Source organism: Rickettsia akari str. Hartford (genome assembly GCF_000018205.1).
In the GTDB taxonomy this organism is placed as follows: domain Bacteria; phylum Pseudomonadota; class Alphaproteobacteria; order Rickettsiales; family Rickettsiaceae; genus Rickettsia; species Rickettsia akari.
Genome location: NC_009881.1, coordinates 711,826 through 727,134 on the forward strand (window position 1 = coordinate 711,826; position 15,309 = coordinate 727,134).

Here is a 15,309-nt window from a genome sequence, read left to right on the forward strand (position 1 = left end):
CTATTTCTATTATATCATTTTGACCAAATTTGGTCAAAGAGTAGAATAAAATTAACTCTATTTTGTATGCCATTATAAAACACTAAAGGATATATGAAAGAAAATTTTTTGTTTTTTATTACTTTTATATGATATTCATCAATATTGCACATATACCTAAATAACCGCAAAGCCATATAAAATAGTGTGTGACACGAGGTTGTATCAAAGAGTTGTTTGCGCTAAGCAGGAAACTATCCATGTCATTCAATTGCTTAATAATTCCTTTAACTTAACTCTAAAGACATAATCAAAGTTATTATTCCATAAATTGCCTTTCCCCCATTTATAAGCTAGATAATGCATTAACGTAGTTTTACCTATTCCTGCACTACTGAGTAACAATACTTTACCGACATACGCTTGAATTCTGTTTATTGATTCAGCTATATTTTTTATTTCCGATTCACTTTTATTAGGTAAATTTCTATAAAGTACATCTATCTTATTTTTTCTGCCTTGAACGACCTAATGATATTATCAATCTCATCATCATTATTATTAGGCAGATCTTTACTACGCAACTCTCTTATCTTTTTTTCCTGAGCTATGGCTTTAAAAATATTCTCTATTTCTACTAATTTCTTGTCTCCGACAACTTTATCACGTAATGCTGCTTTAACTGCTTCATCATCCTCACTCAGTAATATCTGTAATTTTACATAATATTCCTATAAAGACTGAGCTTTGATTTTTGCATCTTCTATTGGCTGTGGTAAAGTATCGTGAGAGCTATATAAGATTCTTAACTTGTCAGTTAATGATTTTGAAGTAGAAGGCTTCATATTTTTAATTGATTAACCAAAATAATTTATTTTTATTTATTACAACTAATAATTATCAAGTTGCAATAATTATTATGGGATTAGAGCTAAGTAAAATTTTACGAAGAAAATAATTCTAATTGTCGGTAGTATTAAAGTGCAATATTATATATAAGTTTGTTGATAAAAAATGATTTATTTACTAATATCTATATTTCCATAAATAATATTAGTTTTATATGCTACTGCTACTTCCTGAAATAACTTTGACTTTAATAGCACTTTTAGGGCAGTTTTTTGCCGTAATGATCCCAAATAAAAATAGAATTATTGCTAATATCATTATTTTATTATGTATATTATCAATTTTTCTTACCTTTAAGTACTCAAGCTATGAAGGAGTATGGCACTCATTTGCTACCGGAATAAGTATCGGTATTAGTAAAAGCATAGTACTGATATTCACTATTATATCCATGATTATATACCGTGATTACTCTATTCTTGTTGCTGAGGAATTAAAATTTGAATTTATCACTTTAATATTATTATCGGTTGTAGGTCTTTTTGTTGCAATCTCATCACGGAATTTTATATTATTATTCTGTGGTATGGAGCTTACTGCTTTAACTTCATATGCACTTGCAGGATTCAAATTAAATGACATTAAATCCTCGGAAGGTGCTGTAAAATATTTTATCTTAAGTAGTTTAGTTAGTTGTTTATCATTATTCGGGATTTCTTTTATATACGGATTTGGTGGAAGTCTACAATTTGAGGATATCTTAGATAAACTACATAATAATTCTGGGATGAATCTTGGTTTAATAATCGGTATTGTACTATTTTTAAGTAGTATTTTCTTTAAACTCTCAAGTGTTCCACTCCATTTTTGGGTCCCTGACGTATATGAAGGCTCACCGATTAGTTCGGTTACTTATTTCACCGCTGCCTCCAAAATAGGTATGGTTATTGTTGTATTAAATATTAGCAAATTAATTATAGGTAATTACTATCCTATTAACTATAATTTAATAAAGATAATTGCTATATTATCTATGCTGTTCGGAGCTTTTGGAGCTATTCGTCAAACTTCTCTAAAAAGATTAATGGCTTATAGTACTATTTTAAATATCGGTTATGTGTTAATTGGCGTTCTTCTGCATAATCAAGAAGGGTATAAAGCAGCTCTACTATATATTCTAATATATGCGGTAGGGAATATAGGTTTTTTTACTTGCTTAATCATGCTGCTCGGTAAAGACGCCGATAAAGCTAGTTTTAAAACTATACAAGGAATTGCAGAGAACCATCAAACTATAGCTGCCGTAATTAGCATAGTTATGTTTTCGATGATCGGAATTCCTCCTCTCACAGGATTTTTTGGTAAATATTACCTGTTGCACCAAGCAATTAATCAAGAAGAATTCGCATTAGCTTATTGTGGTATTTTTACCAGCGTAGTTGCTGCTTTTTATTATCTTAAAGTAGTAAAAGCCATGTATTTTTCTAAAAAGACTGAAAGAATTAAGCTACCTACGCAATATGGGCTTTTACTGATTAATTACTTAGTTACAGGCTTCTTGTTGCTTGGTTCATTTATTATCGCGTTTTAGCCGATGTATACTTCTTATTAACAACACTAGCCGAAGTAATTTTTGCAGGCCTCATAACATTTTCTTTTAGAGTATTTATATGTTTTAGATCTTCTTCATCTAATTTTAATAAATCTTGGGCTTTTTGTTTAGCTTTTTTAGCTAGACCTAATCGACTTGGAGTAACACTAACAATATCATCCGTTCCGACTTCTTTCTTGAATTTTTCTAGATTGTCTACATATTCTCTATCTGCATCTATATGTGTCTTTACTGGTTTTTGTTTTAGTTCTATCTTTATTTTATCAAAAGAATCAGCTAAATTTCTTTCATCTTGAATATCTTCATTGAAACCTTTTATTGTCTTTATTAAAAATTTTTTTGCACTATCTCTAATACCAAGTATTTCTAAAATTCTTGCAAAACTAGTAGTAATTTTATTTCTTAATTTAAGTTTTTGCCCTCCTTTTTTTCTTTCTTCATAATTAAGAATTTTCTCAAAATAATCAGGATATTCTTTCATTAATGTTTTTAATTCTTGCTCTTTCACTTCGTAATAAGGAAAACTATATTTTCTAGAAATTAAACTGTTTACTTTAATTTCTAAGCCGTATTCCTTTAAGGATTCTTGCCTTTTTTTCATTATATCTATTAAACTAGCCTTAATTTCTTCATACATTATTTCTGTAGATTTTTTATTATTAAATTTCTTTGGCATTGCTTGTTTTGCAAATTCTGCAATTGCTTCATTACTATAATATTTAGTTAATTCATCAAAACTTTTATCAATGGTTTTGCTTAAATCAATTTTAGAAGCTGCAAGTAAGCTATCGGCAAAATTAGGATTTTTTGTTCTTAAAGTAGAAGGGAATTCTCTAAAATGGTTAGTAGGTCCGAATCCAGGCAAATGTTTGGCTCTTGAATGCGGATATATATTATTTGTCAACTTATCAAAACTACCGGCAAAATCAATTCTTACTAATTTAGGTAAAGTTTTTGGATTTTTTTGATCTCTGATAACTCCTATATTTCCAACATGTATATCAAAATCGCCGATCAATAAACTTGCAGGCATAATGTTTTCAAAGTTCTGATACTTAATTTCCTTAAAAGCATTTTCTAAGGTTCTAAATAATTTATTTCTAGACCCCATAAAAAGCGGTCTACCGCCATCCTTTCTAAACCAAGAACTCGGTTTAGTTTTAGCAGACATATGTTTATCCATGTCCACATACATATCACTACTATAATTCTCAAAAAATTCAGATTTGACATATATTTGTGAATCAACGGCTTTAGATTTATTAAAATAATCAGGAGCAATTAAATTAACCTTTGCTCCATTTCCGGGACTTATAGCTTCAAAAATTTGAGATCCTAAAAACTCGGCTATATTTTTTGAGCTTGAAGCCTCTTTTTTTATCATCGCTGTAACTTTACCGTCTAAGCTTTGATATACTCCGCCATGCTCTCCTGCTTCATTAGCTCCGCCTCCTTTAGGCTTTAAAAAATTCCAACCTTTAAATACTGATTTCTTATTTTGAGTCATCCTCACCTCTTTATAATGATTTACATAAAATTGATAATTTTTATATAATAATAAAACATATTATTTATTTTATATCAAGGATAGAAGCCGTTTTCTACTTAATTTTATTGTTCTTTAATATTTCAGCTACTTCAAGAGCAGCATAGGTAAATATACCTGTTGCACCGGCACGTTTAAAACTAATTAATGACTCCATCAAAGCTCTCTCCCAATCAATTACTCCTGCTGCTGCTGCCAATTTTAACATTGCATATTCTCCGCTAACCTGATATGCAAAAAGTTTAGCATTAAAATTATTTGCCGCTTCACGAATAACATCCAAAAACATCATACCCGGTTTAACCATTACCATATCGGCTCCCTCTGCTATATCATGCTTAATCTCAAGCATTGCTTCCTTAACATTACGTACATCCATTTGATAGCTTGATTTATCTAAATAATTCTTTTTATTACTCTTAACAGCATCACGAAACGGACCGTAAAAGCTTGAAGCATATTTAGCGGCATAAGCAAGAATTCCAACATTTATAAATCCCTCTTTGTCAAGATATTCCCTTATAGCCCCGATTCTTCCATCCATCATATCTGAAGGTGCAACAATATCTACCCCGGCTTTTGCTAGCACTAATGCTTGATTACATAAAGCTCTTACCGATCTATCATTATCAACTTCCACGTGATGCACAATACCGTCATGACCGCTTATAGTGTACGGATCAAGTGCTACATCACATATTATACCGATATCGATATTAGCGTTCTTTATGCTTCTAATAGTTCTACATATTAAATTATCTAAATTATAAGCCTCGTCGGCATTGTCATTTTTTAGACCTTGATCAATACTCGGAAATAATGCAATAGCATTAATACCAAGCTCTGCTGCTTCTTTTGCCGTTTCTACTATTTGATCGATCGATAAACGATATATATCGGGCATAGTCTTAATTGCTTGTCTTTCATTATGTCCTTCAACAACAAATAAAGGTAACACTAAATCACTAACCGATAAATTACTTTCGGCTATTAACTCTCTAAGCCAAAAAGCTTTTCTATTTCTTCTAAGTCTAATATGGGGGTACATAAAATTCATATCTCATTTTAGTTAATAACTTGGATTCTAATGTAGAAAATATATAACTTAACTATCTTATAGTAAAAATATTGTATTCCAAAAAGAAATTTGTCTTGCAATTTATAAAAAATTTAAGCAAACCAACAAAAATATTGATAATCTTAGAAAATTAGTAAGCAGTGATGATATAATAGCTAATTTAAAACAAAGTAGAAAAAACATTGAATTTCAAGAAAAAGTAAACAACCTTATTCAAATTTATGATGATAATAACATAATCCATCTGCTATAACTAAAGTTGAAGCAAAACTGAAAGAGTCAGGTAAATGGTGTAAAGAAACTACAAAAATGGATAATAATCCTCTTGGGAAAAATATTGGTAATTTTATAAAAAATTAATTTACCGGAGATAAAGCTAAAGAGGCTTTTGATAAAGACGCTATAAAATTCTACGCAAAATACTAAAAAAGCTATAGCAGAAATACAAGAATCTCTTACTAATCCTTCTCCTCATTCATCTAATGTTCCACCGTCAAAGAGTAAAGGAGCAAGATATAGAAGCTAATAAAAACTTTTAGGATCGATATCTATTTTTAGATGGCAAAAAGAAGGAATTTTTATAAGGCTTAGCCAAAATTTTAAATATTTCTGCAAATTAAATTGCTTACTGGCTATAATGAATATCCTGTAACGATATTTACCGGCGAGCTTTGACATTAATGAGCTTGCCGGTCCTAAAATTTTCACGTTTGCTTTCGGTGCAATTCGTACCATATCTCGTGCTATTTCTAGAATTTTAGATTCACTAGAACCTGATAAAATTATCGATGCTGTTTTAGAAAAGGGCGGCATATCTGCTGATTTTCTTATTTCAAGTTCATGCGCGAAAAAACTATCTTCATCACCAGCTTTAACATAACTAAAAATTATATTATCAGGATAATAGCTTTGTAAATATACTACACCTTTACTATCTCCCCTACCAGCTCTACCTCCTACTTGATGCAGTAGCTGAAAAGTTCGCTCAGATGCTCTAAGATCGGCATTATTACTACCAAGATCAGCATCTATTACTCCAACTAAAGTAAGATACGGAAAATGATAGCCTTTCGTTATCATTTGCGTTCCTATTAATATATCAATTTCTAGATTTTCCATTTGATGTAGAAGTTGTACTATTTTTTCCGGATTTTTAGCATGATCTTTACTTATCAACGCAATTTTACTCTCAGGAAAAAGTGCTTTTGCTTCTTCCTCTATCCTTTCTATTCCTGGACCACAGATAGTTAATGTTTCACCCTCTAGACATTCAGGACAAGAACTAAAAATTTTACTTTGATAACCGCAATGGTGACATTCAAGTTTTTTAGTTGATTTATGTACTACCATCCAAGAAGAGCAGAATTTACAGGTAAATCTGTGACCACAAGTTTTGCATAACATGAGCGGAGCATAACCACGCCTATTAAGAAATAATAATACTTGCTTTTTATTATCTAAATTATCTTTGATAGCTTTTATAAGAAGCTTGGATAAATAGGAATTCTTAGCTAGCTTTTCTTTAGTCATGTCGATTATTTCTATATTTGGCAAATCGACATCTTTATATCTATTAACCAATGTAATTCGTTGATATTTACCTGTTTCTATATTATATATCGTTTCAATAGAAGGTGTTGCCGAACACAAAACGATTTGTGCTTTATCAAATCTACCCCTTACGATAGCCGTATCCCTAGCATTATACAATATCCCGTCATCTTGTTTATAGGAATCGTCATGCTCCTCATCTATAACTATTAAACCGAGATTTTTAAAAGGTAAAAATAAACTACTTCTAGCCCCAATTACTACTTTAACTTTATCGCTTAATATACCTCTTAAAATCATTTTCTTTTGAGCTTTTGTAACGTTTGAGTTCCATATGATAGGCTCAAAACCGAATCGCTCTATAAAACGATTAATAATTTGTGTACTTAAAGCAATTTCAGGCAACATAACAAGCACTTGTTTTCCTTTTGCTAAGTAGTCTGCTATTAGATGAAAATATATTTCCGTTTTACCTGACCCCGTAACACCTTTAATAATCACAGGCTTACTGCTTTCATTTAAGACTGTTACTGCCATATTCTGCTCTTCTGACAAATTAGGTAGCACAAAGTTATGATTTACTTTCTGCTCTTTAACTTTAATCGGTTTTTCAGAAATATCTACAGGTAATACTAATTTTGCTATGCTCCCAAGTTCCGACATATAGTAGCTACTCATCCATTTTATTAATTCTAAAACTTCTAAAGTAATATTTAAATTTAACGGTACTTTTTCTTTTATGATTTTTAGCTTTTTTGCTTCAGGAATAGTGGTAAACTCCCATATTATGCCGGTTAATTCCTTATTTCTAAAAGGCACCACAACAAGATCACCGATATTTAGCTCTAAATCTTCAGCTATTAAATAATCTAAAGGGAATAATTTTGCTGCCGGTAATAATATTTTTGCTATTCGCATATATAATGTATTTTATAATTTTTTTTTTATTATATACTAAATTTAATGGATTGTAGAAATTTAGATGATGAGAGATAAAAAGATTATTATAGCAATTTCCGGAGCATCAGGTGCTATATACGGTATTCGTTTGCTTGAAGTACTAAAAGAGCAAAATATCGATACTCATTTGATTATTTCAGAGGGAGCAGCACTTACTATAAAGCTCGAAACCAAATATTCTATAGATGAAGTTAAGTTTCTAGCGAATTATTGTTATAATGATAAAGATTTAGGAGCTACTATTTCAAGCGGTTCTTTTAAAACTTTAGGTATGGTAATAGCTCCTTGTAGTATGAAGACTTTAGCAAGTATTGCTCACTCAATGGAAGATAGTTTAATTAGTAGAGCTGCAGGAGTTGTACTTAAAGACAGACGAAAACTTATTTTAATGACTCGTGAAACGCCTTTGCATATTGGACATTTAGAAAATATGTTAAAAGTAGCGAATTACGGCGGTATCATAGCACCGCCCGTGCCGGCTTTTTATAATAATCCTAAAGCAATAGATGATATAGTGAACCATTCTATTACTAGAGTGCTAGATTTTTTTGATATTGAAACTAATTTAATTAAACGCTGGAGGAGTGTTTAGGTAAAGTAGATGTTATGCCTGCGTGGATCGAAAGACGCGTTCGATATCATAACGTGGCTTGACCGCGGTATCCAGAAAAATAACTAAAAAATACTAACATTGTTAGTATTTTTAACTGGGTCCTGTGAATAAATCACGTGATGACACTGTATACTTTGCACACCCCAATAAACTTTAACAAACAAAATGGCACATAATAAAATAAATAACGACACAAATATACTAACTGATGATGAAGATAATTTACCCATACCAAGGGTTTTACCTTCAAATGTTCAAGCGGAGCAAATGCTACTTGGTGCGATTTTAACCAATAATGAATTACTAAATTACGTATCGGAATTTTTACGTGATGAACATTTTTTTGAACCTATTCATCAAAAAATATATAACGCAATTGAAAAAATTACCGAAAAAGGTTTGATAGCTACACCTATTACTTTACGTAGCATGTTAACTCAAGATAAACTATTTCAAGCAATAGAAGGATCGGAGTATTTAGCAAAATTGATAACTATGTCAATGATGGTAATAAATCCGCTTGATTACGGTAAAATAATATATGATTTAGCAATAAAGCGTAATTTAATAAATATCGGTGAAGAAGTAGTAAATAATGCCTATAATTCTTCATTAGAAGTTGAAGCAAAGGCACAGATTGAATATGCCGAAGCTAAACTTTACGATTTAGCTAGCGAAGGCTTGAATGAAAAAAGTTTTACCAAAATCGGTATATCTATTTCAGAGTCACTAGCTAGTATTAATAGGGCCATGAAAAATAATGATCACGTAATCGGTATATCTACCGGTTTGCTTGATCTAGATAATAAATTATTCGGCTTTCATAATTCCGATCTTATCATTCTTGCAGGACGTCCGTCGATGGGTAAAACGGCATTTGCTATAAATCTTGCACTTAACGCCTGTAATAATATGCGTCGTAAAAATATTATGGATAATCAAGAAATTCAGTCGGTAGGTTTTTTCTCGTTAGAAATGTCCTCAGAACAGCTAACCACACGTCTACTTTCAATGTGTGCAGAAATTGATTCTACTTCTCTTCGTACAGGGATTCTAGGTGAAGAAAAATATAACCGTCTTCGCAAAGAAGCAAATACTTTATCGGAATTACAATTTTTTATCGATGATACCCCTGCTCTATCTATTTCCGCTATAAGAACAAGAGCTAGAAGAATGAAACGCAAGCATAATCTTGGTATATTATTTATCGATTATCTACAATTAATTAGAGGAGCGACTAAATTCGAAAATAGAGTTAGCGAAATTTCAGAGATTACACAAGGTTTAAAAGCGATAGCAAAAGAGTTAAATATTCCGGTGATCGCCTTATCTCAGCTTTCAAGAGCGGTAGAACTGCGTGAGGACAAAAAACCTATGCTATCTGACCTTAGAGAATCAGGAACTATAGAACAGGATGCGGATATAGTAATGTTTATTTACCGTGAAGAATATTATTTAACTAGAAAAGAACCGGCAGCAGGTGATGCTAAACATGCCGAATGGTTAGATAAGCTCAATAAAGTATATAATATTGCCGATATAATTGTTGCAAAACATCGTAATGGACCGGTTGGAAATGTTCCGCTTTATTATGATAGTCAATTTTCTAAATTTGGTAATTTGGAGAAAAGAACTTTTAATTCTGTTTAAATCAGAATTGCCTTAACGTCATTGCGAACGACTAAAGGCGTTGTTGCATGGGTCGATCCCGCTGAGGCTGGAATCCGTCGTTGTCATACCGTGACTTAATCGCGGTATCCAAAAATACAACTTTACAATACTAAATTTTAGTATTTTTAACTGGACCCCGTGGTCAAGCCACAAGGTACAAGTCATTTTCTGGATCCACGCCTACATGGGAATGACATCGGAAAGCTCGAGAATATCAATTATTTCATCAAAATTTTCACGTCGTTTATTTTTTCTACACATTTTATTGCGTTATAAAGCAACTCATTATTATTGTTATTCTAAAGCCACATCTCATTATCATGAATAAACTCACTTAAGGTTAAAACTTGTATCTGTTTTCCTGCGTATTGGTTTCCTAATGAGCTTTGCACGTTATTTCTTACTTGTTTTATTGTTTTATATTATTTTCTACTATCATAGTATTTAACAGTTAATTTAGTTACTATATTAACAAGTTCATAGCCCATTATAAGCATTCCGATAATTACGCATATAATAATTAGATATCGTTTTTGCAATTATTACAAGAATCATACTGGCAAACCATAAAATTGTAATAAAAGCATTAGGTACTACTACTGCTACAATATAAGCCGGTAATATAGTAACAATAGAAGTGGTCATATTACGAAGTACTACATTCGGTATCGGATTCATAAACATAGTTTTAATGGCATCACATAGCCCTACTCCTGGTATTGAGGTAGCGATAGCAAGAGTTGCAATTATCCAAACTAATAATTGTACGGACTGCGATTTTGCTATATTACTTAATTCAATCTCCGACTTCTACATTACTGGTAATCATTTGTTGATACAATGTTGGATTATTATGATGTACTACAATAAGAATACTACAAGTCCAAATTATATATACTATTGCAGGAATTAAACTGCCAAATAAAAACGCCGTCTTTAGCATTTTAGCATCTTTGTTACAATAATTAGTTAAGATATGAAAGATTACTTGGAAACCAAATGAAGTAAAAAAACTACCGGAGTTACTACACTCCATATAGATATTTCTTTATAATTTGGTAAGAATAAAGGTAAATTATCCCACTAAATCATGGAAACAAGTCTAATAACTAAAATTACAATTATTATAATTAACTAGATAAATAGCACTCGATTTATATAATCTACTAACTTTAGAGGTAATAATATTAGAATGCTAATAATAACATACCATGCTAATATATAAGTTATACTTGTATCTCAAGCGAATAACTTCTGGAATTTTGAAGAACCTCCATATATAAATACTGCAAGTAAAGCATGTGAAAGGAGCTTAATGCTTACCGTACCGATGATTTGTGCAGTATGTCCTGAAAAATATTTTCCCAATGCCCCAAGTGTTAAACCTTTACATGCCTAAAGATTAAGCTCTAGATTAATTAAAGAAGTATAATACATTATATCAATGTTATACTAGGTATTATACCTAATTTTGCTTACACCATAAGCAGTGCTATCATACTGCTACCTATACAAGTACCTGACATTAACAGGATCGAACCAATAAGTTTTTGCATAATTTAACGAAATTTAGATTAAAGAACACAGTATGTAATTTTTGCTAAAAAGAAAATCAGTTTAAAAAAAGATAAGATTTTAAAGGAAAAGGTTTTGATAAGTAAAATTAACATTCATGTAATTTTGTTAAAATATATGTGGCGACAGGTATAATTATATTAATTATTTATGTCAAATTATTAATATTGCTTTTGAATGGTATTTTTGTATGTTTTTATTAGACATCTTTTAAATAACCTCTAGAAGCCGGTTTAGAAAGATGTCTATGAAATTTACTATATTTAAAAATGCAAAGATTAGCCAAAATAATTAGTAATGCAGGAATATGTTCTAGGCGTGATGCTGAAAAGCTGATAGCTGAAGGACAGGTAAAAGTAGACGGTATTACAATTTTATCACCCGCTACAAATGTTGATATTAGTAATAAAATCGAAGTATCAGGCATATTAATCAATAATATACAAAAACCAAGGCTTTGGATTTATTATAAGCCTGTGGGTTTAATTACTACTCATAAAGATCCATTATCTCGTAAAACGGTTTTTGAACAACTAACAGGTTTACCTCGTGTTATTTCAATAGGTAGGCTGGATTTAAATAGCGAAGGTTTGTTATTACTAACTAATAGCGGTGACTTAGCTCGTCAGTTTGAGCTACCTTCAAATAGGTTAAAGCGAGTATATCATGTTAGGGCATATGGGAAGTCTGATATTCTACTAAAAAGCGATTATAAAAATTTAGAAATTGACGGGATATTTTATAATCCTCATTCGATAAAGTTACTTAAGCAAAATAAAAGTAATTCTTGGTTTGAAGTAGTTTTATTTGAAGGAAAAAATCGTGAAATTAGAAGAATATTCGAGTATTTTGGACTAAAAGTGCACAAATTAATTAGGATTCAATATGGTAGTTTTACAATAGATAATCTAAAACCCGGAGCTTATAAAGAAATAAATAATAAAATACTGGCAGAATAATTAGTAATGTGTTACCATTAACGTATTTTAACTAATCATATAGAAAACATATGACAAATCTTAATATATATAAATGTGAAGAAAAAGACTTAAACGATTATCTTGATTATATAAAAGATAACCCTAGTGTCTCATTAAATGATTTTATCAAAAATAAATATTTCGCTGAAGATAATAATACAATTATCATGACTAGCTTAGAAAATATGGAAATTAACACAGATTTAGTCAATGCTAATTTCCAAGGTACAATATTAACAGATGCAGTATTTAATAATTGTGATTTAACAAATACCATATTATGTGATGCAGATTTAACAAATGTAAAATTTAATGATTGTACATTTATCAGTACCGACTTTAGAGGCGCAAATCTTCATTACACAGACTTTAATTATAAAGATTATGATTATGATCACTATAAAATCCCCAATCTAAAAGATAAAATACGAGATATAAAACTCTCTTTTTCAAATCTTGAAAGATTAAATAAATACATAGATAAGGATTTAGAAAAAGAACGTATTAAAGAAATAGTTATAGATGAAATTACGAATAAAAAGAAATATATTCTAGCTACGGAAGACGAAGAAACTTTACATACAGTAAAATCAAAAGAGCTACAGACTAAGCAAGAAGAGTTAGAAACTCTAAAGCAAAACCTAGATAATCCTGGGATTGTTACCAATCTTTTAAATGCTTTTTGGAATAGTACAGAAACTATTGCTCAAAACCGACAAAACAAACTAGAAAAAATCAATAAGTTACAGCATGGAATAAATAAATTAGAGACTGAAATATATGCTTTAGATAATCTTAGAATGTTCTGCGGTAACGGTCTTGCAGATATTTTTAAGCAGTTAAAAGATGAAAAAATACAAGTAAAACTAGATCCGTCATATATTATAGGTGCGCCAGCCAAAGAACGTGATATACCGAAAGAATATATAAAATTAACTTCTGCCGAATTTGATCTATATTTAGCTGAAGCAACAAAACAATCTGATACAAAATTATCTCTTACCGATTTTGTTAGAAAGCAAAAAAAACTTTCAGAAGATTTAAATATAGTTCCTGATCTTTCAGACATTAATTTATCAGGTAAAACTCTTACTAATCTTAACATGAAGAATACATTATTTGCTTCAGCTAATTTAGAAAATATTAACATCTCAAATTGTAATTTAGATTTTACTAATTTTGAAGGAGCTAATTTACACAATGCTGTTTTTCAAGATGTTACGGCTCGTAACGCAGTATTTCTTTTTGCTGATCTTAAAAATAGCAAAATTGAAAATAGCGATATGTCGAGAGCTTACATGCCTAAAGTAGATTTATCTGAAGCAGAGGTAACAAATAGCAAATTTAATGCTATTATGATGGTTAATGCCGATGCCGAAAAGTTAATTATGCAAGATTCAGAATGGCAAAATTCTAATCTTACCGGTATATCACTTGCTTATGCAGATATGCAAAGAGTTCAAATGCAAGGAGTAATTTTAAATAATGCACTTCTAGATCAAGCAAATATCGTTTCTACTGATCTTGAAAATGCTTTTATGAATAATGCACGTGCGTTAGAAGCAAAATTCAAAGAGCAATGTAACATGCAAGGCATAACTGCAAGGAATGCCTATTTTAGCGATGCTGAATTTGAAAATATACTATCTTTAAAAGAAGCTGACTTAAGAGAAGCTATAATACAGCGTGTTAAACTTAAGAATGCTGATTTAACAAAAGCAAATCTGGATAAAGCAAATCTTGAATATGCCGATCTTACAAACGCTACGCTTACTAATGCAACTGCACAATTTGTTAAGTTAAGTAATGCTACTTTAGAAAAAGCAGAAGCTGAAGGATTAAATATTTCTGATGTTATTGCTACAAATATTAATGCTAAGGAAGCTAACTTTAAAAATGTAATTATGCAGCGTGCTGATCTTACTAAAGCCGATTTCACTAAAGCGATGCTTGAAAATGCAGATATGCAAGCAGTAGAAGCACTTGATGCTATATTTAAAGAAGCAAATCTAAAACAAGCAAATCTAAAAGCAGCAAATCTAGCTGGAATTAATAAAGAAGGAGCAGATTTTGATAAAGCAAAACTCAACGATGCTACAAAGATGCATGATACTAAAGGTGAGTCTAAAGGGAATTTAAATCATCAAGATAAAGACGGTAAAAAAACATCTGTCAATGTTAACGAGCATGCTAAATTACAAGATAAAATTCATGCAAGAGAAAAAAGCGGTTGGTTTCTGAAAACCGTGGTAGGACAGCTTGGTACAAAAATTGCTAGAACTACTACATCAGGAATTAGCAGCGTAACAAAATTTTTAGCAAGTAAGAATTTTTTAGTAGGGCTTGCCGTAGTAGCAGGTCTTGTAGTAGCAGCTGCACCTTTCGTAGCGATGCCTGCATTATTGGTCACCGGCACAGCCCTTGCTACTAAAGCTGTTATTCTAGGAGCAGGTATTTTAGCTGGAGGTCTAGTCGCTATTTGCACTGATAAACTTATTCAAAAACCTTTACGCAATCTTCAGAAATCATGTGAAAACTTAACTAGTAGTATAGATAAATATATCTCACCGCCTCCTGAAAATATTGATGAATTAGTAAAAGAACAACAACAAGCGAAACAAAAAGCTGAGACAGAAAAATCTAAAGAAAGGGAAAAAAATTTAAATAATGTAAATAATAATATTGATAAAGCTAAAGAACAAGATATTTTAAAACAAGTACAAAATAATTTAAACCAAGAAACGCCAAAAAAAGATAAAACTATAGAAAAACAACAAACAGAGCCTGGTAAATTTGCAGCAAAATTTCAGCCTAACACTAAAGGGAATGGATTTGTTAAAAAAATACAAGACGAAAAAAAACACACAAATTCAACAAAAGAAGTATATAACTAAA

At 30.8% G+C, this 15,309-nt stretch carries 12 protein-coding genes; 5 read left to right on the forward strand and 7 right to left on the reverse strand.

Going from position 1 to position 15,309, the window contains the following annotated elements:
* Positions 1-14: 14 nt before the first annotated feature.
* Together A1C_RS09270 and A1C_RS06940 are read right to left on the reverse strand one after the other, a co-directional pair.
* Positions 15-176: an Rpn family recombination-promoting nuclease/putative transposase gene (locus A1C_RS09270; protein ID WP_332239157.1), complete on the reverse strand. Its 162-nt coding sequence runs from the start codon at positions 174-176 to the stop codon at positions 15-17.
* Positions 177-246: 70 nt separating this feature from the next.
* Positions 247-384 carry an NACHT domain-containing protein gene (locus tag A1C_RS06940; protein ID WP_232279082.1) on the reverse strand — a complete coding sequence of 46 codons (138 nt, stop codon included), beginning with the start codon at positions 382-384 and terminating at the stop codon, positions 247-249.
* A 658-nt stretch (positions 385-1,042) separates the two neighbouring features.
* Here A1C_RS06940 and nuoN point away from each other — a divergent pair.
* Positions 1,043-2,419: an NADH-quinone oxidoreductase subunit NuoN gene (gene nuoN, locus A1C_RS03555; protein WP_012149701.1), complete on the forward strand. Its 1,377-nt coding sequence runs from the start codon at positions 1,043-1,045 to the stop codon at positions 2,417-2,419.
* On the opposite strand, the gene A1C_RS03560 is transcribed toward nuoN, so the two are convergent.
* From A1C_RS03560 to A1C_RS03570, 3 genes are all read right to left on the reverse strand, one after another.
* The gene (locus A1C_RS03560; protein ID WP_012149702.1) at positions 2,406-3,947 is read right to left on the reverse strand and encodes a hypothetical protein; all 1,542 of its coding nucleotides are present in this window, start codon (positions 3,945-3,947) and stop codon (positions 2,406-2,408) included. The genes nuoN and A1C_RS03560 overlap by 14 nt on opposite strands.
* A gap of 94 nt (positions 3,948-4,041) precedes the next feature.
* Positions 4,042-5,034, reverse strand: coding sequence for a porphobilinogen synthase (hemB, locus tag A1C_RS03565; RefSeq protein WP_012149703.1), 993 nt, complete (start codon positions 5,032-5,034; stop codon positions 4,042-4,044).
* A 552-nt stretch (positions 5,035-5,586) separates the two neighbouring features.
* Complete coding sequence (locus A1C_RS03570) at positions 5,587-7,533, reverse strand: primosomal protein N' (protein ID WP_012149704.1); 1,947 nt, start codon at positions 7,531-7,533, stop codon at positions 5,587-5,589.
* Positions 7,534-7,597: 64 nt separating this feature from the next.
* Here A1C_RS03570 and A1C_RS03575 point away from each other — a divergent pair, with 64 nt between their 5' ends.
* A complete protein-coding gene (locus A1C_RS03575) occupies positions 7,598-8,167 on the forward strand; it encodes a UbiX family flavin prenyltransferase (RefSeq protein ID WP_041816777.1) in 570 nt (189 codons plus the stop codon).
* 186 nt (positions 8,168-8,353) lie between these two features.
* Positions 8,354-9,838 (forward strand): replicative DNA helicase, encoded by a 1,485-nt coding sequence (locus A1C_RS03580; protein WP_012149706.1) that lies wholly within the window; start codon positions 8,354-8,356, stop codon positions 9,836-9,838.
* Between the two features lie 498 nt (positions 9,839-10,336).
* Here the strand turns inward: A1C_RS03580 and A1C_RS09100 are convergent, their stop codons facing one another.
* Together A1C_RS09100 and A1C_RS09105 are read right to left on the reverse strand one after the other, a co-directional pair.
* On the reverse strand, positions 10,337-10,660 hold the full coding sequence (locus tag A1C_RS09100; protein ID WP_332239175.1) for an aromatic amino acid transport family protein: 324 nt from the start codon (positions 10,658-10,660) through the stop codon (positions 10,337-10,339).
* Positions 10,656-10,895, reverse strand: a complete 240-nt coding sequence (locus A1C_RS09105; RefSeq protein WP_012149708.1) for an aromatic amino acid transport family protein — start codon at positions 10,893-10,895, stop codon at positions 10,656-10,658. The genes A1C_RS09100 and A1C_RS09105 overlap by 5 nt, the downstream gene beginning before the upstream one ends.
* Positions 10,896-11,703: 808 nt before the next feature.
* Between A1C_RS09105 and A1C_RS03595 the strand changes: the two genes are divergently transcribed.
* Both A1C_RS03595 and A1C_RS03600 read left to right on the forward strand, forming a co-directional pair.
* Positions 11,704-12,393, forward strand: a complete 690-nt coding sequence (locus A1C_RS03595) for a pseudouridine synthase (RefSeq protein WP_012149709.1) — start codon at positions 11,704-11,706, stop codon at positions 12,391-12,393.
* 50 nt (positions 12,394-12,443) lie between these two features.
* Complete coding sequence (locus A1C_RS03600; RefSeq protein WP_012149710.1) at positions 12,444-15,308, forward strand: pentapeptide repeat-containing protein; 2,865 nt, start codon at positions 12,444-12,446, stop codon at positions 15,306-15,308.
* The last annotated feature ends 1 nt before the right edge of the window (position 15,309 follow it).